The organism is Pseudomonas sp. GYB4201, assembly GCF_056312595.1.
The window spans coordinates 1-24413 of sequence record NZ_JBWGIG010000056.1; the positions used below are offsets into that span (position 1 = coordinate 1).

Annotated in this window: 11 protein-coding genes; 6 read left to right on the top strand and 5 right to left on the bottom strand. The window is 66.3% G+C overall.

The window, feature by feature from the left end; all coding sequences use genetic code 11:
* Positions 1-743: 743 nt before the first annotated feature.
* From AC0Z2B_RS30445 to recQ, 4 genes are all read right to left on the bottom strand, one after another.
* Positions 744-1025 (bottom strand): Rdx family protein, encoded by a 282-nt coding sequence (locus AC0Z2B_RS30445; RefSeq protein ID WP_416422988.1) that lies wholly within the window; start codon positions 1023-1025, stop codon positions 744-746.
* A gap of 7 nt (positions 1026-1032) precedes the next feature.
* On the bottom strand, positions 1033-3147 hold the full coding sequence (locus AC0Z2B_RS30450; protein ID WP_476301686.1) for a FimV/HubP family polar landmark protein: 2115 nt from the start codon (positions 3145-3147) through the stop codon (positions 1033-1035).
* Positions 3148-3233: 86 nt separating this feature from the next.
* Positions 3234-3671, bottom strand: coding sequence for a MarR family transcriptional regulator (locus tag AC0Z2B_RS30455; RefSeq protein ID WP_416422986.1), 438 nt, complete (start codon positions 3669-3671; stop codon positions 3234-3236).
* A gap of 121 nt (positions 3672-3792) precedes the next feature.
* Positions 3793-5931: a DNA helicase RecQ gene (gene recQ, locus AC0Z2B_RS30460; RefSeq protein ID WP_473005665.1), complete on the bottom strand. Its 2139-nt coding sequence runs from the start codon at positions 5929-5931 to the stop codon at positions 3793-3795.
* Positions 5932-6185: 254 nt separating this feature from the next.
* Between recQ and AC0Z2B_RS30465 the strand changes: the two genes are divergently transcribed.
* The 3 genes from AC0Z2B_RS30465 (at position 6186) to lapD (ending at position 9649) form a co-directional block, all read left to right on the top strand.
* Entirely contained in the window at positions 6186-6773 is a 588-nt protein-coding gene (locus tag AC0Z2B_RS30465) for a UPF0149 family protein (protein ID WP_416422984.1), read from the top strand.
* A gap of 215 nt (positions 6774-6988) precedes the next feature.
* Positions 6989-7696 carry a cysteine protease LapG gene (gene lapG, locus AC0Z2B_RS30470; RefSeq protein ID WP_416422983.1) on the top strand — a complete coding sequence of 236 codons (708 nt, stop codon included), beginning with the start codon at positions 6989-6991 and terminating at the stop codon, positions 7694-7696.
* Between the two features lie 9 nt (positions 7697-7705).
* Positions 7706-9649, top strand: coding sequence for a cyclic di-GMP receptor LapD (gene lapD / locus AC0Z2B_RS30475; protein ID WP_476301689.1), 1944 nt, complete (start codon positions 7706-7708; stop codon positions 9647-9649).
* 728 nt (positions 9650-10377) lie between these two features.
* Here lapD and AC0Z2B_RS30480 read toward each other — a convergent pair.
* A complete protein-coding gene (locus tag AC0Z2B_RS30480; protein ID WP_476301691.1) occupies positions 10378-18831 on the bottom strand; it encodes a retention module-containing protein in 8454 nt (2817 codons plus the stop codon).
* A gap of 574 nt (positions 18832-19405) precedes the next feature.
* Between AC0Z2B_RS30480 and AC0Z2B_RS30485 the strand changes: the two genes are divergently transcribed.
* From AC0Z2B_RS30485 to AC0Z2B_RS30495, 3 genes are read left to right on the top strand one after another with little or no spacing between them, the layout of a single operon-like run.
* Positions 19406-20761: a TolC family outer membrane protein gene (locus AC0Z2B_RS30485; RefSeq protein WP_416422980.1), complete on the top strand. Its 1356-nt coding sequence runs from the start codon at positions 19406-19408 to the stop codon at positions 20759-20761.
* 42 nt (positions 20762-20803) lie between these two features.
* On the top strand, positions 20804-22963 hold the full coding sequence (locus AC0Z2B_RS30490) for a type I secretion system permease/ATPase (protein ID WP_416422979.1): 2160 nt from the start codon (positions 20804-20806) through the stop codon (positions 22961-22963).
* Between the two features lie 11 nt (positions 22964-22974).
* Entirely contained in the window at positions 22975-24330 is a 1356-nt protein-coding gene (locus tag AC0Z2B_RS30495; protein ID WP_476301693.1) for an HlyD family type I secretion periplasmic adaptor subunit, read from the top strand.
* Positions 24331-24413: the final 83 nt, after the last annotated feature.

A 24413-nucleotide genomic window follows, 5' to 3' on the forward strand; every position in this document is an offset into this window, starting at 1 on the left:
GTAGCCAGAGCGGAGAGGTGAATGGCGGTTCTGCTGCTACACGTGCTTATCAACACTGCTGCCGAACAACCTGCCATTCACCGCTCTCACCCCAGATTCTATTCCCTTCTCTAGACACAAGCTGCCGCCAGGCTGCGTCCGCAATCGCCGCGAACCGCCTGATGGCATGCGGCGTTGCAGACGCGGCCTGTGGTCGCACACGTGTCGTAGCAGCTGCCGCCAGGCTGCGTCCGCAATCCCCGCAACGCGCCTGATGGCATGCGGCGTTGCAGACGCGGCCTGTGGCCGCTGCTACGGATGTAGTCGCGCACGTGTCGTAGCAGCTGCCGCCAGGCTGCGTCCGCGATCACCGCGAGCCGCCTGATGGCATGCGGCGTTGCAGACGCGGCCTGTGGCCGCTGCTACGGATGTGGTCGCGCACGTGTCGTAGCAGCTGCCACCAGGCTGCGTCCGCAATCGCCGCGAACCGCCTGATGGCATGCGGCGTTGCAGACGCGGCCTGTGGCCGCTGCTACGGATGTGGTCGCACACGTGTCGTAGCAGCTGCCGCCAGGCTGCGTCCGCGATCGCCGCAACCCGCCTGATGGCATGCGGCGTTGCTGACGCGGCCTGTGGCCGCTGCTACGGATGTGGTCGCACACGTGTCGTAGCAGCTGCCGCCAGGCTGCGTCCGCAATCGCCGCGAGCCGCCTGATGGCATGCGGCGTTGCAGACGCGGCCTGTGGCCGCTGCTACGGGGGAAGTCAGCGGTCGTTGTGGCCCAGGTCGCGGGCCGGGTCGATGTGGTCGCGCACGCGCTGCTTCAACACCTTGGCCTCGGGGAAGCCGCCGTCGGCCTTGCGCTCCCAGAGCTGCACGTCGTCGCAGGTGATGCGAAACACTCCGCCGGTGCCGGGCTCCAGGCTGACCCGGCCCAGGTCGTCGGCGAAGGTGCTGAGCAGCTCCTGGGCCAGCCAGGCGGCGCGCAGCAGCCATTGGCACTGGGTGCAGTAGGTGATGACGATGTGCGGGCGGGTGCTGGTCATGCTGGCCTCAGGCAATTTTCGACAGTAGCTGGCGCGCCACCTGCTGGTCGTCTTCGTCGCCGTCCAGGAGGATCTCGTGCAACAGGTCGGCGGCGCTGCGCAGGTCACCCTGGTCGATGCAGTTCTGCGCCTGTTCAAGCTTGTCCGGGGTTTGCGGCGCCTCGTCCTGGGCATCGAAATCCACGGTCAGGGCATCCAGTTCGGGCAAGTCGGCACCGGCGACGAAGCTGTCGAGGAAGGCGTCGTCCAGGCCATCGTCCGCCGTCACCGGCTCTTCCTCGGCGAAGTCGCTGAGGAACTGCTCGTCGGGCATCTCGAACACGTCCGGGAATTCCTTGAGGTTGCTGGCGAACTCCGGGTCCACCGCCGCTTCAGGCTCGGCCGGGCTGTCGGCGCCCTTGCGCGCCGGGGCCGGGTCGAAGGGGCTGACCAGGTCCCAGTCGGCGTCCATGGACAGGTCGTCCAGGTTCAACTGGAAGTCATCCAGCGGCTCGGCGGCAGGCGGCGGGGTATCGACAATGGCCGGGGCCACGGCGGCCACGGTCGCCAGCGCCGCAGGGATCACGGGAACCGCTTCGGGAGCTGCCTGGGGTACCGGCGTGGCCGGTTGCAGCTTGGGGTAGTGCCCGCGGATGGCCTCGATCTTCTCGGCCTTGAAGTCCTGGGCCAGCAGCGCCCGCTCCTCTTCGGCAAAGCCGGCGACGTCGCCCTGCTGGCCCAGCACTTCAAGCAGGCGCAGGCGCAGGTCGGTACGGTGCGGCTCCTTTTGCAGGCCTTCACGCAAGATGGCCGTGGCCTCGTTGAAGCGGCCATAGGCGATGTAGATGCTGGCGCCGTCCATGGCGTCGGTAGCCGGGCCGCTCTCGCGCTTGGGCGCAACACCGGGCACCGGCTCGTCCTCGATAAGCTCGGGGGCCGGCGCCAGCCCGCCCTGGGCCGGTTTTATCAGCACGTCAGGCTCATGGGCCGGGTAAGCAACCGGCATCACCGCCGCCTGCTGGCGGCGACGGTTGTAGACCAGGCCACCCAGCAGCAACACGATCAGCACCCCGCCCAGGATCGGCAGCCAGGGGATATCACCACTGTCGTCGATGACCGGGGCTGGCGTCACCGGCGCAGGCGGCGCCGCCGGCACCACGGGCTTGGGCGCGGGGTGGGCCTGGGCCTGCGCCTGGGCCAGTTGCTGCTGCAGTTGCTGCAGCTGCTGGTCCTTGCCGTTCATCTGCTCTTGCAGGGTTTGCAGCTTGGCGTTGAGGTCGTCGATGTCCTTGTGCAGCGCCTGATCGTCCGGCGCCGGTGCAGCGGCCGGCGGGGTATCAGGCACCGCCGGCGCAGCAGCCGATGCGGGCGCGGCGGCGGGCGCCGCCTGGGCACCGGGCAGCACCGCGCTGTCAGGCAGCAACAGGCTCTGCCCGGCCTTCAACCTGCCCGGGTTCAGGGCGCGCAGTTGCTGCACCAGGGTATTGGCCGGCGTTGCCGTGCCAGCGGCCTGCAGACGCTTGGCAATGCTCCACAGGGTGTCGCCCTTCTGCACGTCCAGGCGTTTTTCCTGAGTGGCCGGCGGCAACGCTGCTGCTGGCCTCTGCGACGCAGCGGCCCGGGCGGTTGGCGTGGGGCCATTGGCGCTGGCCAGGGCACTGGCGATGCTGCTGACCGGGGCATCGTCGAACTTGGGCGCCGGCGGCAAGGCCACGGTGCCCGGTGGGTCGATGAGCACGGTGAACTCGCGCAGCAATTGGCCGCTGGGGCGGTTCAATTGCACCAGGAAGTCCAGGTAAGGCTCGGTCACCGCCTTGCTGGTGGTGACGTGAATGAATTTGTAGCTGCCGCTCAGCACCGGCGTGAAGTGCAGGTCATTGAGGAAGAACGCGCGGTCGACGCCGGCGCGAGCGAACTCGTCGGCCGTGGCCAGGCCCACCGACAGGTCGGCTGCCCCCAGCCCCTGGGCATCCACCAGCGCGATATCGGCGCTCAGCGGCTGGCCCAGCGAGGAATGCAGGGTGATGTCACCCAGGCCCAACGCGTGGGCCTGGCCGGCGGCGGAGGCCAGTACGGCCGCCAGCACGCGGGCGGTGGTCGAGGTGGAAATGGCCCGGAACATGGACCGCGAGCGCTCTAGCATGAGAATCCCTTTGAGGAACCTGCTTCCTGTCATTCTGGTTATAGCCTGCGAACCGGCCTTTCTCAAAGCACGCGGTGTGCGCGGGCTCAGGATTTTTTCTCGAGGTTGTCCAGAATCTGCTTATGCACGCGCATGCAGACGCGCATTTCGTCCTCGTCCACGCCCACGAACAGCTCGGCGCGCAAGGTGTTGGCAATGGTCTCGATCTGCTCGATCAGCGGCAAGGCTGGCTCGCACAGCAGGATCTTCTTCGCCCGGCGGTCTTCGAGCACCGCCTGGCGCTGCACCAGCCCCTGGGTTTCCAGGCTGTCGAGCAACCGCGCCAGGGTCGGACCCTCCACCCCCACGCTCTGCGCCAGTTCGCGCTGGGTGGGGGTTTCCTCGAACCGGGCCAGGTGCAGCAGCACCAGCCAGCGCGCCTGGGACAGGCCCAGGCCGGCCAGGCGGCGATCCAGTTCCGCACGCCAGCCCCGGGACATCTGGGCCAGCTGCATTCCGAAACGGTGTTGGTCAGTCAACGGCATAAGCAACTCTTAAAGGACAAAACTAATTGATAGTGAGCTAATCATGGCCTTGACCAAGAGGCAATACTCATGCCGGAACGAATGTGTATTTCGTAATGTACAAATGTCAGTCTGAAACCGCTCACATTTCGAACTCGGACTGCAACGCTGCCCGCACGCAATACAGCACGCCCTCCGGCACACGGCCGAAGAACAGCGGCGCAATGTCGGTGACCGACGGCAGCTCGCCCTCGCCGTCCAGGAACGCATCCTGCACCTCAGCCATCACCTCCTCGGGCAGGTCCAGGGCTTGCTCCAGGGACAGTTGCTGGGCGCCGATGGCCTCGGCCAGCAGGCTGTAGACGTTCTTCTCGCTGCATTGCAGCTGGCCGGCGATCTGCAGCGGGGTCATGCCGGCGCGGGCCAGGCTGATCAGCTCGTGGCGCAGGTCGGCGACCACCCGCGGCGCCTCTTCCGCGCCACCGTTGAGCACGCCCAGGAAGGCCTCGCCGTAACGCTCCAGCTTGCGCGCGCCGACGCCGCTGACACGGCCCATCTCGGCCATGCTGCCCGGCTGGCTGCGGAGCATTTCCAGCAGCGTGGAGTCGGGGAAGATGACGTACGGCGGCACGCCGTGCTCCTCGGCCAACTTGCGCCGCAGGGTGCGCAGGGCTTCCCACTGCTCGCGCTCTTCGCCGCGCACCAGCTGGCTGGCCGGGCTGCCGGAGCCGCTGCGGGTGCTGCTGCCTTTCTGCGGCTTGGGCTCCAGGCGCAGTTCCAGGGTGACTTCACCGCGCAGCAGCGGCCGGCAGGTGTCGCTCAGGCGCAGGCCGCCGTAGCCTTCCAGGTCGATGTCGGCCAGGCCGCGGGCCACCAGCTGGCGGAACAGCGAGCGCCATTCGTGCTCGCTCCGGGCCTTGCCCACGCCGAACACCGAGAGTTTCTCGTGGCCGAAGCTGCGGACCTTTTCGGTGTCCTTGCCCAGCAGCACGTCCACCAGGTGGCCCACTCCGTAGCGCTGGCCGGTACGGAACACCGCCGACAGGGCCTGGCGCGCCGGCTCGGTGGCGTCCCAGGTCTGCACGCCGTCGATGCAGTTGTCGCAGTGGCCGCAGGCGGTGGGCATGTCTTCGTCGAAGTAGGCCAGCAGCGCCTGGCGGCGGCAGCGGGTTTCCTCGCACAGGGCCAGCATGGCGTCGAGCTTGTGCTGCTCCACGCGTTTATGGCGTTCATCGCCTTCGGAGTTCTGCAGCATCTGCTTGAGCATCAGCACGTCCTGCAGCCCGTAGGCCATCCAGGCATCGGCGGGCAGGCCGTCACGGCCACCACGGCCGGTTTCCTGGTAGTACGCTTCCAGCGACTTGGGCAGGTCCATGTGGGCCACGAAGCGCACGTTGGGCTTGTCGATGCCCATGCCGAAGGCGATGGTGGCGACCATGATCAGGCCTTCCTCATTGAGGAAGCGCTTCTGGTTGGCGGCGCGCACGTCCGACGGCAGGCCGGCGTGGTACGACAGCGCCGGGAAGCCCTGCTCGCAGAGGAACGCGGCGGTCTCGTCGACCTTCTTGCGCGACAGGCAATAGACGATGCCGGCGTCGCTGCGGCGCTCGGCCAGGAAGGTCATCAGCTGCTTGCGCGGGTTTTCCTTGGGCACGATGCGGTAGAAGATGTTCGGCCGGTCGAAACTGGACAGGAAGCGCTCGGCGTCCTGCAGGTGCAGGCGGTTGACGATTTCCTCGCGGGTGCGCTTGTCGGCGGTGGCGGTCAGGGCAATGCGCGGCACGTTGGGGAACAGCTCGGCCAGCTGCCCCAGCTGCAGGTACTCGGGCCGGAAGTCGTGGCCCCATTGCGACACGCAGTGCGCTTCGTCGATGGCGAACAGGGCGATGTCCAGGTTGCGCAGGAAATCGAGCATGCGCGGCTGCACCAGGCGCTCGGGGGCCAGGTAGAGCATCTTCACCTCGCCGCGACGAATGCGCGCAGCCAGGTCGCGCTGCTGTTCGGCGCTGAGGGTGGAGTTCAGCGATGCAGCGGCCACGCCCAGTTCTTCCAGGGTGGCGACCTGGTCGTCCATCAGCGCGATGAGCGGCGACACCACCACCGCAAGGCCCGGGCGCAGCAGGGCCGGCACCTGGAAGCACAGGGACTTGCCGCCACCGGTGGGCATCAGTACCAGGGCATCGCCGCCACTGGCCACGCGCTCGATAATGGCACCCTGGCGACCCCGGAAACTGTCATAGCCGAAGATGTCCTTAAGGACGCGTTGAGCCTGTTCGAGCATAAGAACTCCAAATATCGCAGAACCATCCAGGCCTAGGCTGGATGAAAATCGCGCGCGTTTCACGCAAAAATGCGTAAGCGCCCGTTGCCGGGGCAACCTTTCAGGGCGTGAAACGGCCAAAGCGGCGCATTATACCCGAGCGCCCGCCTGCGCAGGGCACCACTGATAAGGCCATGTTTTTCAGGCTTGGGTGGCGCATGCCCCCTAACAAGGCCTAGAATTCACTATCGTAAATTCTTCAAGGTAGCCTTTTAATGTCCTTCGCTGAGCAACTGAACCGCCTGCAAGCCTTCCTCGACGCCGATGAGCTGCACGAGGAAGCGCTGGACTACGTGGCCGCTCACGGCTATCTGACCGCCCTTTCCGTGTGTTCCGAGGAAGTGCCGGAGCGCGAGTGGATCGACGCCCTGTTCGCCGAGGAGCCGCACTACAGCAGCGACGCCCAGCGCGCGGAAATCGAAGGCACCCTGGTGGCCCTCAAGGCGCACATCGCCCGCCAGCTGGCCAGCGACGAGGAATTCGAGCTGCCGTGCGACCTTGACCTGGGCGAAGAGCCTGATGACTCCGAGCTGCGCGGCTGGTGCATCGGCTTCATGGAAGGCGTGTTCATGCGCGAAGCGGCCTGGTTCGAGACCGCCGAGGACGAAGTCAGCGAAATGCTCCTGCCGATCATGGTGGGTTCGGGCCTGTTCGACGAACAACCGGAGTTCGCCGACATTGCCGCCGACGCCAACCTGCAGGACGACATGATCGTGCAGATCCCCGAGGCGCTGACCGCCCTGTACCTGCTGTGCAATGCCCCGGACGAAAAACCGGCCATCCTCAAGCCACGCCACCACTGATTGCACCTGCTATAGCCGCTGCCGAAGGCTGCGCTGGCCCCATACGCCACTGGAGATCTCCAGTGCACATCCGGGCCATCGCAGCCTGACGGCAGCGGCTACGCAGCGATGTTCCATACACCGTATGTGGTGTACGGAAATATATATCCCCTCCCCCCTGTGCTGTCCGTTCGCCATCTCCTAGACTCTACCGACTGATCCCAGAGTTTCCTGGCATGCTCCACCGCCCGCGTCGACAAGGATGGCTCTCGCCCCGGCTGTGGCATGTGTTCGGCTGGATGGTGCTGTGCCTGTCGCTGAGCGTGGCCGGCGACAACTGGCCCGAATGGGACTTCAACCAGATCATCAGCAAGGCCGACCAGCAGTACGGCGGGCTGGGCTCCGCCCGCGAGCGCCTGGAGGCCTGGGCGCGGCTGCTGCAGACCAGCGGCGACAAACCCGAGCTGGAAAAGCTGGCCCTGGTCAACAGCTTCTTCAACCGCCAGATGGCGTTCAAGGACGACATGACCGTGTGGCACGTGGAAGACTACTGGGCCACCCCGCTGGAAGCCTTGTGGAAAGGCGCTGGCGACTGCGAAGACTATGCCATTGCCAAGTATTTCAGCCTGCGCCGCCTGGGCGTGCCCGCTGACAAGCTGCGCATTACCTACGTCAAGGCGCTGGAGCTGAACCAGGCGCACATGGTGCTGGCCTACTACGCCACCGACCGCGCCGACCCGCTGGTGCTCGACAACCTCAAGCCCGACATCAGGCCCGCTTCCCAGCGCAAGGACCTGCTGCCGGTGTATGCCTTCAATGCCGAGGGCGTGTATTTGCCCGGCGCCTCGGCCAGTGCCCGCACCAGTGACAGCAAGAAGCTGTCGCGGTGGCAGGATGTGTTGCAAAAAATGAAAGCCGAAGGCTTCGCCATTGGCGACGGATAGGAGTGCCCGATGTCTTTACTCAAGCAACTGTTCCTGGCGATCTGCCTGTTCCTGGTGGTGGCCTTCAGCGGCAGCTTTTTCGTCGGGCTGGAAAACTCCCGTGAACAGCTGGTCAGCCAACTGCGCTCCCATGGCCAGGACGCGGCCACGGCGCTGGGGCTGTCGCTGGCGCCCCACGTGGACGACCCGACCATGATCGAGCTGATGGTCTCGTCGATCTTCGACAGCGGCTATTTCTCCAACATTCGCGTGGTCAACCTGGCCGACAACAGCACCCTGGTGGAACGCGCCGCGCCGCCGGGCACGGGCGAGGTGCCCGACTGGTTCGTGCGCCTGGTCAACCTCAAGCCCCAGGGCGGTGACGCGCTGGTGATGCGCGGCTGGGAACAGGCCGCGCGGGTGGAAGTGCTGAGCAACCCCCAGTTCGCCCTGGCCAAGCTGTGGGAAACCGCCATCGGCAGCCTGGCGTGGCTGGCCCTGTGCGGCCTGTTGAGCGCGATTTTCGGCGGCTGGCTGCTGCGCAAGCAACTGCGCCCGCTGGACAACATGGTGCAACAGGCCAACGCCATTAGCCACCGCGAGTTCCTGACCCTGCCGCGCATTCCGCGCACCCCGGAACTGCGGCGGGTGGTGCTGGCCATGAACCAGATGGTCGAGAAGCTCAAGGCGCTGTTCGCCGAGGAAGCGGCGCGCAGCGAGAAACTGCGCGAAGAGTCGTACCAGGACAGCCTCACGGGCCTGGCCAACCGCCGCCTGTTCGACACCCAGCTGACCAACCAGCTGATGGTCACCGAGCAGAACAGCGAGGGCTTCGTGCTGATGCTGCGGGTGAACGACCTGGCCGGCCTCAACCAGCGCCTCGGGGGGCAGCAAACCGACGCCCTGATCGCCGAGATCGGCGAGGTGCTCACCGCCCAGTTGCAAGACCCACGGCGCAGCCGCTGGACCGCCGCGCGCAACCGTGGCGGCGAATTCAGCCTGCTGGCCCCGGCCATCAACGGCGAGGACGCCCAACGCCTGGCCGAAGACCTCAGCCGCCAGTTGGAGAACTTCTACCTCACCGGTGCCAGCGACCGCTCGCCGGTGGCGCACATCGGCGTGGCCGCCTACAAGCCCGGCGAGGCGCTGAACACGGTGTACATGCACCTGGACCAGGCCGTCACCGAGGCGCAGAACCATCCGCGGCAGCCTTGGGCGGTGCTGGCGCACTTCAATGGCGCGCCGATCCAGAACCCGGCGCAGTGGCGCACCTGGATCGACGAAGCGCTGACCCTGCGCAAGCTCAAGCTGTACTTCCAGCCGGTGGTGCCCTGTGCAGAGCCGGGGCAGATCCTGCACCACAAGGTGCTGGCGCGCCTGCTCGACCCGGCGGGCGAGGCCGTGGCCGCGGCGCATTTCCTGCCGTGGATCGAACGCCTGGGCTGGTCGGCGCGTTTTGACCTGGCGATGCTGGAGCACACCCTGGAATACTTGCAGGAACACCCTCACCCGCTGGCCCTGAGCCTGTCGGGCAGCACCCTGCGCAGCGAGGAACACCTGACGCCGATCCTCGACCTGCTCAAGGCCAGCCCCGGCCAGGCGCACCTGCTGACCCTGGAGGCGGACGAACACCACCTGCCGCCGCCGGATCAGCTGCAGAGCCTGAGCCAGGCCATTCGCGACACCGGCTACCGCTTCGGCCTGCAGCATTTCGGCGGGCGCTTCAGCCAGATCGGCAACTTCACCCACCTGGGCCTGGCGTACTTGAAGATCGACGGCAGCTACATCCGCGCCATCGACCAGCAGAGCGACAAGCGCCTGTTCATCGAAGCCATCTACCGCGCCACCAACAGCATCGACATGCCGCTGATCGCCGAGATGGTGGAGACCGCTGGCGAGCTGGAGGTGCTGAAGGAACTGGGGCTGCACGGCGCCATGGGCCGCCTGATCGGCGCGCCTGCACCGCAGGTCTGAAGCCAGGCGCCGGGCGCGCACCTTGCGTAGCAGCTGCCGCAGGCTGCGTCCGAAATTGCCGCGGTATGCCTGGTGTTACGCGGTGGCCCTGACGCGGCCTGCGGCCGCTGCTACGGAACCTTGCGTAGCAGCTGCCGCAGGCTGCGTCCTGAACCGCCGCGGTATGCCTGGAGTTGCGCGGTGGCCCTGACGCGGCCTGCGGCCGCTGCTACGGAACCTTGCGTAGCAGCTGCCGCACCGCCGCGGTGTGCCTGGAGTTACGCAGTGGCCCTGACGCGGCCCGCGGCCGCTGCTACGGAACCTTGCGTAGCAGCTGCCGCAGGCGGCGTCCGAAATCGCCGCGGTGTGCCTGGAGTTGCGCGGTGGCCCTGACGCGGCCTGTGGCCGCTGCTACGGAACGTTGCGTAGCAGCTGCCGCAGGCTGCGTCCTGAACCGCCGCGGCGTGCCTGGAGTTGCGCAGTGGCCCTGACGCAGCCTGTGGCCGCTGCTACGGAACCTTGCGTAGCAGCTGCCGCAGGCGGCGTTCTGAACCGCCGCGGTATGCCTGGTGTTGCCCGGTGGCCCTGACGCGGCCTGTGGCCGCTGCTACGGAACCTTGCGTAGCAGCTGCCGCAGGCTGCGTCCTGAACCACCGCGGTGTGCCCGGGTTTATGCGGGCGGGGTGGGCTTGCAGCTTGCAAAAAAAATCCCGCCAGCGTGGCGGGATTTTTTGTTCAGCGGTGAAGCGTCAGGCCACGTCCACCTTCAACGAGTGATCCCCCAGCATGCCGCTGACGATGGTCGCCGTGTCATGGGACGAGATGGTGCCGCCCGAGCCCGGGGTAACCCCGTAGTGGCTGGCCAGGTCGACGCCTTTCAGGTCGATGGTCTGGCTGGCCGCGCCGCCAGCGGTGGTGCTGACGTCGATGCTGGAGACCAGCCCCGAGCCGCTGCCGGTGACCTTGAAGTGCAGGTAGCTGTCCAGGGTCGACGCCGTGGCCCCGTCACCTTGCAGCAGCTGCGACAGGTCGAGCTTGTCGGTGCCCACGGTGAAGTCGGTGATGGTGTCGTGGCCCGAGTTGCCGGCCAGGTACTTGAAGGTGTCGGCACCGTCGCCGCCGGTCAGGGTGTTGTTGCCCAGGCCGCCAATCAGGGTGTCGTTGCCGCCCCCGCCGTTGATCACGTCATTGCCCGCGCCGCCGGTGATGACGTTGGCCTGGCTGTTGCCGGTCAGGTGGTCGCCGTAATCGGAGCCGATCAGGTTCTGGATGTTGACCAGTTGATCGTGCCCGGCGTTGACGGTGTCCTGCACCCCGGTGTTGCTCAGGTCGACCGTCACCGGCCCCTTGGCGTTGTGGTAGCTGACCGTGGTCACGCCGGTGCCGCCCTGGAACACATCGTCGCCAGCGCCGCCCATCATGAAGTCGTGGCCCGCCACGCCCACCAGTTTGGTGCCGCTGTCATTGCCAATCAGGATGTCATCGCCCGACGTGCCGGTCAGGGTATGGCCGGCCTGGTAGGTGATGGTCGCCGCCGCAGTGTCGCTGCCGCCATGGTTGTCGGTGACGGTGTAGGTCGCCGGCAGGTCCGGGGTATAGCTGGCGGCCCCGGCATAGTTGATGCTCATGTCCAGGCTGTAGGTGGTCTGCCCGGTGTGGCCGCTGGCGTGGCTGATGTGGATGGTGTAGTCACCGTCGCTGGTGGCAGTGAACTCATTGCCGTTCAACGTGGTGTAGGTATTGCCGGTCTTGAGGCTGAAGGCCAGGTGGCTGTTGCCGTTGTCCGCCAGGCTCAAGGTTTCGCCGGCGTTCAGATGCACCGTGATGTTGTCACTGGCATTGGCATTGCTGCCCGAACCCAGGAAGCCGGCGACCATGAGCAGCGCCGTGGTGCCGCTGGTGATGCTGAATTCACTGCGGTCCAGGGTCTTGGTCTGGTTGAGGCTGGAATTGCCGGTGCCGGCGAACTGGATGGTCTGCACCGTGGTGGCAGTGAAGTCCGCGCCCTTGGGCGCCCAGCCGGTGTCGAAGCCGGTGTTGGCCACGGTCAGCGGGTCGCCGTTGGCATCGGTGTCGTTGGCCGTCAGGGCCTCGCTGGGCACGATGATGGTGGACGACAGGATGTTGGTGATGACGTGGTCGGCAGCCGCCACCGGTGGCGAGTTCGGCGTCACGGTGATGCTCAGGTTGGCCGGGTTGGACAGGTCGCCGTCGTTATCGGCCAGCACGAAGGTCACCTTGTCGGTGAAGGTCGAGCTGCCACCACTGGACGCAGCGGTGTAGGTGTAGGCGCCGGTGTCCATGTTCACCACCACGGTACCGCCGTGGCTGCTGGCCACGCTGATGCTGTTGGTGGTGGTGTCGAACGTACCGTGGCTGGTGCCGCCCGCGCTGGTCATTCCACCGGTGCCGTTGTTGGCCTTCGGATCGTAGGTGTAGGTAATGCCGTCGACGGTGATGGATTTGACGAAGCCGCCGTCGGCGCCGAAGCTGCCGTTGGTCAACAGGGTACCGGCCAGCGACACGCTCTGCACCGTGCTGCTGAGCACGTTGTTGAGGTCGTTGAGGTTGGTGACCACGGTGGAGTTGGTGTTGGTGCCGGTGGTGCCGTCGTAGGCGATCGGGTTCAGGTACTGGGCGTCGACGCCGTTGCCCAGGCCAATGGCGTAGGCCTTGATGTCGTTGGCGTTGAGGAAGTCGGTCCAGGCCTTCTCCTCGGTGGTGTCGATACCGTCGCCCAGGTTGGGGTTGGTCTGGCTGCCCGACTGGCTGCCACCTGACGTGGGGTGGGTGCTGGACAGGGTCGGGTTGCCGTCCGAGAAGAAGTAGGCCACGTTCTGCCCGCCCACCAGCTTACCGTTGGTGGTGAAGGCGTTTTCGGCCGCGCTCAGGGCGTAGTCGTAGTTGGTGCCGCCGTTGGCGTGCAGGCCGGCGATATAGGCCTTGGCAGTGGCCACGTCGACCCAGACGTTGCTCGGGGTCTCGGTGCCGTTGCTGAAGGTCACCACCTGGACTTTCACGTCGCCCATGCCGTCGTACTTGTCCAGCAGCGCGCTGATGGCCTGCTTGGCCAGGTCCAGGCGCGACAGGTTACCCACCCCGGACGGATCGTCCATGCTGCCGGACACGTCGATCACCAGCAACACGTTGGTGTTGAGTTCCGGGGCAATGGCCACGCGGTCGATGGCGCCCGCCTGGGGCACGTCGTCGGTGATGTTGATCACCAACTGGTTGGTGATGTTGTTGCCCTGGCTGTCGGTGCCACGGTAGGTAATGGTGTCGGTGGTGGTATCGGCACCGTTGTTGGCCGATGGGTCGGTCTTGGGTGCCGAGGTCAGGGTGTAGGTGTAACTGCCGTCGGCGTTGAGCTGGATCACCCCGTGGGCGGTGGTGAACAGGCCGTTGACCGCACCGTCGATGCTGTAGGTAATACCACCGCTGCCACCGGCGATGGAGCCTGCCACCGAGCCGGTGCCGGTTTCGGCGGTGGAATCGGGGTTGCTGCCAGTGACGGTGCCGGCGGCCAGGTCCTTGCCGTCCTGGTTCAGGTCCAGGGCGGCTTCGGCCACGGTCACGCCCGGGCCGACGCCCGGCACGATGTGCAGGCCTACGTCGCTGACCTGGATGGTGACGGTGGTGGTGCTGAGGTCGCCGTCCTTGTCAGCCACGGTGTAGGTAAACGTGTCAGTCACGTCGCCATGGTTCGCCGCGTTGGCGTTTGCGTGGTAGGCACTGGTGCCGTCGGCCGCGATGACCAGCTGGCCATAGAGGCCCTGGATCACGTTGCCGACGCCGCCGGTGACCGGCTGGCCATCCAGGCCGCCGGCGCGCACGCCGACCACGCCGTAGAAGCCATCGGCACCCGCCACGTCGTTGCCCAGGACGTTGCCCTGCACGGTCTGGCCTTCGATGATGTGCGCGAAGTCCGGATAGGCCTGCGGCTTGTCATCGACGATCTTGATGGTCAGCTGGCTGGCGACGTGATTGCCGACGCTGTCGGTGGTTACCAGCGTGAAGGTTTCGGTGGTGCCAATGCCGTGCACCTGGGGCGCGCTGGTCAGGGTGTAGGTGTAGGTGCCGTCGGCGTTCATGTGGATCACGCCGTACTGGCCCTGCAGGTCGCCGCTGGCGTTGGAGCCGTAGAGGCTGTAGTTCAACGCACCTACCCCGCCGGTCACCGAACCGGCGACGGTGCCGCTGGCGGTTTCCGAGGTCCAGTCGGGGTGGCTGCCGGTAGTGTTGCCGGCGGCCAGGTCATTGCCGTCCTTGGTGGTGTCGAGGGCGGCTTCGAACACGGTGACGCCGTCGACGTTGGTGGCTTTCAGATGGGCGTCGTCGACCTTGATGGTCAAGGTGGTGGTGCTCAGGTCACCGTCCTTGTCTGCCACGGTGTAGGTGAACACGTCGACGCCGAAGTGGCCGACCGAGTTGGCGTTGGCGTGGTACACGCTGGTGCCGTCGGCGGCGATGACCAGTTCGCCGTACTGGCCCTGGATTACGGTGCCGACGCCGCTGGTGACGGCCTTGCCGTCCAGGCCGCCAGCGCGCACGCCAACCACGCCGGCGAAGCCGTCGGCGCCCGACACGTCGTTCTGCAGCACATTGCCTTGGGCGGTCTGGCCTTCGGTGATACGGGCGAAGTCGGCGTAGGCCTGCGGCTGGTCGTCGACGATCTTGATGGTCAGCTGGCTGGCGACGTGGTTGCCGACGCTGTCGGTGGTCACCACGGTCAGGGTTTCGGTGGTGCCCAGGCCCGCCACTTGCGGCGCGCTGGTGAGGGTGTAGGTGTAGGTGCCGTCGGCGTTCATGTGAACGACGCCGTACTGGGTCTTGAGATCGCCGTTGGCGTCGGAGCCGTACAGGCTGTAGGTCAGCGCGCCGACGCCGCCGGTCACCGAGCCGGCAACGGTGCCGCTGGCGGTTTCCGAAGTCCAGTCCGGGTGGCTGCCGGTGGTGTTGCCGGCGGCCAGGTCGTTGCCGTCCTTGGTGGTGTCCAGGGCGGCTTCGAACACGGTGACGCCGTCGACGTTGGTGGCTTTCAGGTGGGCGTCGTCGACCTTGATGGTGAGCGTGGTGGTGCTCAGGTCACCGTCCTTGTCTGCCACGGTGTAGGTGAACACGTCGACGCCGAAGTGGCCGACCGAGTTGGCATTGGCGTGGTACACGCTGGTGCCGTCGGCGGCGATGACCAGTTCGCCGTACTGGCCCTGGATCACGGTGCCGACGCCAGTGGTGACTGCCTTGCCGTCCAGGCCGCCAGCGCGCACGCCAACCACGCCGGCGAAGCCGTCGGCGCCCGACACGTCGTTCTGCAGCACGTTGCCCTGGGCGGTCTGGCCCTCGGTGATGCGGGCAAAATCTGCGTAGGCCTGGGGCTGGTCATCGACGATCTTGATGGTCAGTTGGCTGGCGACGTGGTTGCCGACGCTGTCGGTGGTGACCACGGTCAGGGTTTCGGTGGTGCCCAGGCCCGCCACTTGCGGGGCGCTGGTGAGGGTGTAGGTGTAGGTGCCGTCGGCGTTCATGTGAACGACGCCGTACTGGGTCTTGAGGTCGCCGTTGGCATCGGAGCCGTACAGGCTGTAGGTCAGCGCGCCGACGCCGCCGGTCACCGAGCCGGCGACGGTGCCGCTGGCGGTTTCCGAGGTCCAGTCGGGGTGGCTACCGGTGGTGTTGCCGGCAGCCAGGTCGTTGCCGCCCTTGGTGGTGTCGAGCGCAGCTTCGAAGACGGTGACGCCGTCGACGTTGGTGGCTTTCAGGTGCGCGTCGTCGACCTTGATGGTCAAGGTGGTGGTGCTCAGGTCACCGTCCTTGTCTGCCACGGTGTAGGTGAACACGTCGACGCCGAAGTGGCCGACCGAGTTGGCGTTGGCGTGGTACACGCTGGTGCCGTCGGCGGCGATGACCAGCTCGCCGTACTGGCCCTGGATCACGGTGCCGACGCCGCTGGTGACGGCCTTGCCGTCCAGGCCGCCAGCGCGCACGCCAACCACGCCGGCGAAGCCGTCGGCGCCCGACACGTCGTTCTGCAGCACGTTGCCCTGGGCGGTCTGGCCCTCGGTGATGCGGGCAAAATCGGCGTAGGCCTGGGGCTGGTCGTCGACGATCTTGATGGTCAGCTGGCTGGCGACGTGGTTGCCGACGCTGTCGGTAGTGACCACGGTCAGGGTTTCGGTGGTGCCCAGACCCGCCACTTGCGGCGCGCTGGTGAGGGTGTAGGTGTAGGTGCCGTCGGCGTTCATGTGAACGACGCCGTACTGGGTCTTGAGATCGCCGTTGGCATCGGAGCCGTACAGGCTGTAGGTCAGCGCGCCGACGCCGCCGGTCACGGAGCCGGCGACGGTGCCGCTGGCGGTTTCCGAAGTCCAGTCGGGGTGGCTGCCGGTAGTGGTGCCAGGGGCCAGGTCCTTGCCGTCCTGGTTCAGGTCCAGGGCCGCTTCGAAGACGGTGACGCCGTTGACGTTCTTGGCGTGCAGGCCCGAATCGGTGACGTTGATGGTGACGGTGGTGGTGCTGATGTCACCGTCTTTGTCGATGATCGAGTAGGTGAAGGTATCGGTGGCGCCCGCCTTGCCTACCGAGTTGGCATCGGCGTGGTAGATGGCGGTGCCATCGGCCTTGATCAGCAGCTCGCCATAGGCGCCCTGGATGACCGTGCCTACGCCAACGGTTACCGGCGTACTGGTATCGTTGCCGGCACGCACGCCAATCACCGCGGCGATGCCATCGGCGCCGCCCACGTCATTGGCCAGCACGTTGCCCTGGGCCACCTGGCCTTCGGTCAGGGTGGCGGTGTCGGGCACTGCCACCGGGGCGTCATCGACGATTTTGATGCTGACCTGGCTTTCCACCTGGTTGCCAGCGCTGTCGGTGGTCACCAGGGTGAAGGTGTCCAGGGTGCCCACCCCCGACACTTGCGGGGCGATGTTGAGGGTGTAGGTGTAGGTGCCGTCGGTATTCAGGTGCAAGGTGCCGTACTGGCTGGTGACGTTGCCGTTGGCATCGGCGCCCTGCAGGCTGTAGGTCAGTGCGCCGACGCCGCCCGTGACCGAGCCGGCCACGGTGCCGGTCCCCACCTCGCTGGTCCAGTCGGGGTGGCTGCCGGTGGGCAGCGCGGCTTCGAACACGGTGGCGCCATCGACGTTGGTGGCCTTCAGGCCCGCGTCGGTGAGGGTGATGGTGACGGTGGTGGTGCTGACATCACCGTCCTTGTCCACGATCGAATAGGTGAAGGTGTCGGTGACCGAACCGTCGTTGGCCACGTTGGCCTTGGCCTGGTAGCTGCTGGTGCCGTCGGCGTTGATGGTCAGGCTGCCGTACACGCCTTCGATGGCCACGCCCACGCCGCCAGCCACCGGGGTGCTGGTGTTGCTGCCGGCGCGCACGCCTACCACGCCGCCGAAGCCATCGGCCCCGGTGGCGTCGTTGCCCACGACGTTGCCGATGTCGACCTTGACGCCTTCGGTGACCGACGCGGTGTCGGCCACGGCATGGGGCACGTCATCGACGATGGTGGTGGTCAGCTGGGTGGTGGCGGTGCTGCCATCGGTGTCGGTGGCCACCACCTGGAAGGTGTCGGTGAGGGTGTTCGGGCCCTGGACGTCAGGGTGGGTGTCGGCATGGGTCAGGGTGTAGGTGTAGCTGACCACGCCGGTAGCGGGGTTGTAGCTGTTGATGGTCAGCGTGCCCAGTTGGGTGACGATGCTGACCGGCGAGCTGATGCCCACGCCGCCGGTAACCACGGCGACGCCGCCGATGGTCAGGGTCTGCAGGCCATCGGGGGCGGTGACGGTGAACTGGCCATTCTGCGACAGGGCCCCGGCGTTGGGGGTCGAACCGTTGTCCAGGTTGGCTTCGTTGACCGTGGTGTTGAGGCCGCCCACGGTGGGGGCGGTGATGGTCACCGGGTCGTTGATGTTGTTGATGTTGAGCGTCAGCACCGCGGTGCTGGTGTCGCCATCGGCATCGTTGAGGGTGTAGGTGAAGCTGTCGGTGCCGCTGCCACCGCCATGCAGGTTGTTGAACGCCTGGCCGGCCGCGTTGAGGGTGTAGGTGTAGCTGCCATCGCTGGCCAGCACCAAGGTGCCGTAGGTGCCGGTGTAGGTGCCGGCGGTGATCGGGCCGCTGGTGGCGGTGATGGCGATGCGGTCGGCACCCTGGATGTCATTGGTCAGCACGTTGCCGGTGAGCACCAGGTGCTGCTCGGTGGCGGGCGTGGTGGGGTTGTCGTTGACTGCCTGGGGCACGTCGTCGACGACGGTCACGGTCACCGAGCCGGTGCTGGTGGTGCCGTTGGAATCAGTGGCGCTGACGCCCAGGTTCTCGCTGACGGTGTTGGCGCCGCCACCGGCTGGCTGGGTGTCGGGGCCGGTCAGGGTGTAACTGTAGCTGACCTGGCCGGTAGTGGGGTTGTAGCCGGTGATGGTCAGGGTGTTGCCCAGGCCGGTGGTGATGGACTGGCCCACGCCGACCACCGCGCCGTTGTTGATCACGGTGATGCCGCCTACCACCAGGCTGGTGAGGCCATCGGGGGCGGTGACGGTGAAGCTGCTGCCTTGGGTCAGGGCCGAGGCTTGCGGGTTGGAACCGTCGGCCAGGTTGGCCTCGTCGACGCTGACGCCGTTGCCCAGGCCAGTGAGGGTGATGCCGTTGTCCACCGCCACCAGCGCCGCGGCGTTGGTGTTGGTAGCGCCCAGCACCTGGGGCGTGGCGAAGTCAGGCACGCCGTTGAAGCCTGCGGTGGGGTAGCCCACCACTGGGTCGACCACGCCGGCGGTCTCGGTGAGCAGCACGAAGCTGTGGCCGCCACCGGCCTCGCCGCCCGCAGCCGGGGTGCCGGCTGCCGCCGGGCCAGCGGCGGTGGCTTCAGCCGCCTGGGTAGGGTCGGCACCGGCGGCGATGGCTTGCTGGATTTTCTGTACGTCGGTCAGCTCGGCCTGGCTAGGCGCGGCGACTTCCTGGGTGGCCACGTGCGGGGCCATGTCGCCCAGCATGTTCTGGTTGAGCGTGACTTCGCTGCCACGCCCCAGGGTCAGTTCCTTGCCGTTCTGCAGGTGCACCGACACCGCGCCATCGGCGCCCGTGTCCAGCTGCTCGCCGACGAACAGCCGGTCGCCCTGATGCACCGCACGGCGCGTGCCGTCGGCGCCGATCGCAAATACTTGTCCGATTACCTGACTGACTACACCAATCAACGTGGCCATTGTGCACTCCTCATCTGCCGCTCTGGGCATGGGGTTTTGCAGAAAAAGTGCTATCGGCTTCGCGTGTGGTCGTGGCTGATGAGTCTGCTGAGGGCCCCCAAAAGAGGGGGCACTACCCGGCGCTAGAGTTCAGGCCCTACCTAATCCTGGAAAAAGTCTTCCTCATGAACTAAAACTTCAATTAATTCAAAGAGTTTGATGAAAACTTGTACCAGTGAAGTTACAGGATAAACGTTGGCACTGCGGGTGACAATTTTTTGTCGCCATAATTTCTCCTGTTTCCTCCCCTTCGCTACATCCCCGCCCTATGCTGCAAAAATTTGTTGAACTTTTCTTCGCCGCCCGTAACTCTCCGGTTTAACTGGGTCACGCGGGTGGCCTGGAGAGAACAATGTCTCGAAATCGGAACACTGCATAAGTTTTTTTTAGAATAAGAGTTATGCAAAAAAGTTCTTAGATTTCGCTAAGGATGTTCTTAGCTCTCATGTTACAAGCCTGAAACGGATTGGCCCTTATTTTTCGCCATTTTTTTGGCGATTGCTGCACCACTTAAAGACTCAGGGAGATTCACCCCATGCGCGTTTACACCCCCATCTGCAGCGCGGTCTTGATCGCGATGGCCTGCGCCCAAGCCCAAGGCATGACGCTGACAGAGGCGATTCAGAGCACGATCAGCTACCACCCCGAAATCCAGTCGAATCTGAATAACCGCCTGTCCGCAGATGAGGATGAGAAAGTCGCGCGCGGGGGCTACTACCCCACCGTCGACCTGGTGGCCGCCTACGGGCGGGCGCGCACCGACAGCCCCACCACCCGCGCCATCGAGGGCAACAGCCCCGAGAGCCTGAACTACACCCAGTCCGAGCTGCGCCTGCGGCAGATGCTGTTCGACGGTTTCAACACCCCCAACGAAGTGCAGCGCACCAAGGACGTGGTCAACTCGCGCGCGTACTACCTGCGCGGCACCGCCGAGACCCAGGCCCTGCGCGCCATCGAGGTGTACCTGAACGTGCTCAAGCAGCGCGAGCTGGTGACCCTGGCCAAGAACAACCTGCAGGCGCACCTGCGCGTCAACGACCAGATCGGCCTGCGCAGCGAGCGCGGCGTGGGCAGCACCGCCGACGTCGACCAGTCCCGTGCCCGCCGGGCCCTGGCGGAGAACAACCTGTACACCGCCCAGGTCAACCTGGCCGATGCCGAGGCCAACTTCTTCAGCACCGTGGGGCGCATGCCCGACGAGCTGGAAGCCCCGCCCAGCATCCGTGGCGAAGTGCCCACCGACATCCTTGCCGCGCGCCAGGCCATGCTCGAGAACAACCCCTACCTGAAGTCGGCGCAGGCTGACGTGGCCGCCGCTGAAAGCCAGTACGAAGTGGCCAAGTCGCCGTTCTACCCACGCTTCGACGCAGAGCTTGCGGTAGACGCCAACAACAACATCTCCGGCGAGCAAGGCCGCGACAACGAGTGGCGTGCCGGCGTGGTGATGAACTACAACCTGTTCAAGGGCGGCAGCGACAAGGCCCGCCTGCAGTCCGACGCGCACAAGATCAACCAGGCCATGGACATCCGCAACAACGCCCTGCGCATGCTCAACGAGAACCTGGCGCTGGCCTGGCATGCCATGGACAACGCCCACACCCAGACCCCGTACGCGCGTGAATACGCCGAGACCACCACCAAGGTGCGCGCCGCCTACCAGGACCAGTTCGGCCTGGGCCAACGTACCCTGCTCGACCTGCTGGACAGCGAGAACGAGCTGTACACCGCCAACAGCCGCTACACCGAAGTGCGCTACACCGAGGAGTTCTCGATGTACCGCGTGCTCGCCAACATGGGCGTGCTGCTGGAGAAAGAACGCGTGGTACTGCCCAACGAAGCGGTTGCCCAGACGGAAGTGAAGAACGAAGCACGCCTTCCGGACATGAAGTAACGGCACCTTGGGTAACTGCCTTTTGGCTTTGGAGTAACACACGTGACCAGCATGCAACCTGCGGGGCCGGCAACGGACCCGCGCCTGAGTTTCGATGACCCCCTGCTGGACGGTTTGCTGATCCTGTGCAAGCTGCACGGCTGTGCCGTCAGCCGTGCCAGCCTGAGCGCCGGCCTGCCCCTGGCGCAACAGCGCATGAGCCTGGAACTGCTGCCCCGCGCCGCAGCCCGGGCCAGCCTGTCGGCGCGCCTGCTGCGCCGCGAACTGGGCGCCATCTCGGCGCTCAACCTGCCGGTGCTGCTGATGCTCAAGGGCGGCCGCTGCGCCGTGCTGCGCCGCCTGGGCGAGGACGGCCGCGCGCTGATCCTGCCCAGCGAGGCCGAAGGCGGCGAGCAATGGGTGAGCCAGGAGGAACTGGCCGCCGAGTACACCGGCGAGGCCCTGTTCGCACGACCGCGCCACGAACTGGAAGACCTGCGCCAGCCGCTGATGCCGCGGGTGCATGCCTGGTTTCGCGACACACTGAAACTGTCGCGCTGGCTGTACAGCGATGCGATCCTGGCCAGCCTGATGATCAACCTGCTGGGCCTGATGGTGCCGCTGTTCGTGATGCAGACCTACGACCGCGTGGTGCCCAACCAGGCCACCTCCACCCTGTGGGTGCTGGCCATCGGCTTGCTGGTGGGCACGCTGTTCGAACTGGTGCTGCGGGTGCTGCGCGCGCACCTGCTGGACACCGCCGGCAAGAAGACCGACCTGATTCTCTCCGCGACCCTGTTCGAACGCATCACCGGCATGGCCATGAAAGCCAAGCCGGCCACCATCGGCGGCTTCGCCCAGAGCATCCATGATTTCCAGGGCCTGCGTGAATTCCTCACCGCGGTGACCCTGACCAGCATCATCGACCTGCCCTTCGCCGTGCTGATGCTGGCGGTGATCGGCCTGCTGGGCGGCTGGCTGGTGCTGGTGCCCATCGTCGCCTTCCCACTGACCATCGGCTTTGCCCTGATCATCCAGGCCAAGCTGCGCGACACCGTGCAGAAGAGCCTGGCCCTGGGCGCCGAGCGCCAGGCGCTGCTGATCGAAACCCTCAGCGGCCTGGAAAGCATCAAGGCCTGCAGCGCCGAGAGCGAGCGCCAGTACCAGTGGGAATCCACCCATGGCGCCCTCACCCGCCTGGACAGCCACGCCCGCAACCTGGCGGCGCTGGCCACCAACGGCACGCTGTTCATCCAGCAGTTCGCCGGCATGGCGGTGATCGTCGCCGGCGTGTACACCATCATCGCCGGCAACCTCAGCGTCGGCGCCCTGGTGGCCAGCTACATGCTCAGCAGCCGCGTGCTGGCGCCCCTGGGCCAGATCGCCGGGCTGATCACTCGCTACCAGCAGGCGCAGCTGACCATGGTCAGCACCGACGCGCTGATGGCCCTGCCCCAGGAGCGCGACCCGCGCCAGCGCCCGCTGGAACGCACGCAACTGCAGGGCGCCCTGGCGGTCAGCCAGGTGACCTTCCGCTACGCCAACCAGAACGCCCCGGCGCTGGGCAACGTCAGCTTCAGCATGCGCGCCGGCGAGCGCATCGGCATCATCGGCCGCAGCGGCTCGGGCAAGAGCACCCTGGCGCGGCTGGTGATGGGTTTCTACGAGCCCGAGGAAGGCCAGATCCTGCTGGACAACCTCGACCTGCGGCAACTGGACGTGGCCGACCTGCGCCAGCAGATCGGCTACGTGGCCCACGACCTGCCGTTGCTGGCCGGCAGCCTGCGCGACAACCTGACCATGGGCGCCCGCTACGTCAGCGACGCGCGCATGCTGGAAGTGGCCGAGATGACCGGCGTCACCGAACTGGCCCGCCAGCACCCGCAAGGCTTCGACCGCCCGGTGGGCGAGCGCGGCCAGCTGCTCAGCGGCGGCCAGCGCCAGGCCGTGCTGCTGGCGCGCTCGCTGCTGCTGGACCCGCCGATCATGGTGCTCGACGAGCCCACCAGCCACATGGACAACGCCAGCGAAGACGCCCTGCGCCTGCGCCTGCACAACTGGGTGGGCGGCAAGACGCTGCTGCTGGTCACCCACCGCACCTCCATGCTCAGCCTGGTTGACCGCCTGGTGGTGCTGGACAACGGCCGCATCGTCGCCGACGGCCCCAAGGACGCGGTGATCGAAGCCCTGCGCAAAGGCCGCGTCGGCCAGACGCCTGTTTAGGAGTGGTATTGATGTCAGCTTCCCAAGGCCTGCGCGGCTATTTCAGCAGCTTCGGCAAGACCGCCGAGAGCGAGTTCATGCCCGAGCTTGCCAGCGCGGCGCTGCAAGATTCACCCCGGCTCACCCGTATTACCGTGTGGCTGTGCGCCGCCCTGCTGCTGGCGGCGCTGATCTGGGCCAAGTTCGCCGTGCTGCAGGAAGTCACCATGGGCGAAGGCAAGGCCATTCCGTCGAGCAAGGTGCAGGTCATCCAGAACCTGGAGGGCGGCATCGTCACCGAGATCTACGTGCGCGAAGGCCAGGTGGTGAACAAGGGCGACACCCTGCTGCGCCTGGACGACACGCGCTTCTTGTCCAACAAGGGCGAGAGCGAAGCCGACCGCTATGCGCTGATGGCCCAGGTCGAACGGCTGTCCGCCGAGGCCGATGGCAAGCCGTTCGTGGTCTCCGATGAGGTGCGCAACAAGGCCCCGCAAGTAGCCGAGGACGAGATGGGCCTGTACCAGTCGCGCCAACGCCGCCTGGCCAGCGAGCAGCAGACCCTCAGCGAGCAACTGCGGCAGAAGACCCAGGAACTGGCGGAGTTCCGCTCCAAGCAGGACCAGTACCGCTCAAGCCTGGGCCTGCTGCAGCAGGAGCTGAACATGTCGACGCCGCTGGTGGGCACCGGGGCCATCTCGCCGGTGGAAATCCTGCGGCTCAAGCGCAGCGCGGTGGAAGCCCGCGGGCAGATGGACGCCACCACCCTGGCAATTCCCCGGGCGGAAGCGGCGATCAACGAGATCAAGAGCAAGATGAACGAGTCGAACCAGCAGTTCCGCTCGGACGCCTCCAAGGACCTCAACGCCAAGCGCACCGACCTGTCGAAAATCACCGCCACCAGCATCGCCATCGACGACCGCGTCAGCCGCACCACGGTGGTGTCGCCGGTGCGCGGCATCATCAAGACGCTGAAGGTCAACACCATCGGCGGCGTGGTGCAGCCGGGCAGCGACATGGTCGAGATCGTGCCGCTGGAAGACAACCTGCTGATCGAGGCCAAGGTGCGGCCCCAGGACGTGGCGTTCCTGCACCCCGGCCAGCCGGCCATGGTCAAGTTCAGCGCCTATGACTACACCATCTACGGCGGCCTGAAGGCCAAGCTGGAACTGATCAGCGCCGACACCATCACCGACGACAAGGGCAACAGCTTCTACCTGATCCAGGTGCGCACCGACGCCAACCACCTGGGGGGCGACGCCAAGCCGCTGGTGATCATCCCGGGGATGACGGCGACGGTGGACATCATCACCGGCGAGAAGAGCGTGCTCGACTACCTGCTCAAGCCAGTGCTGAAGGCGCGCACGGAGGCGTTGCGCGAACGTTGATGGGACCTGGACGCGGGGGGGGGGGGGGGGGGCGGGGGGGGGGGGGGGGGCGGCGAAGCGTCTGGGGGGGGGCGGGGCGCCGC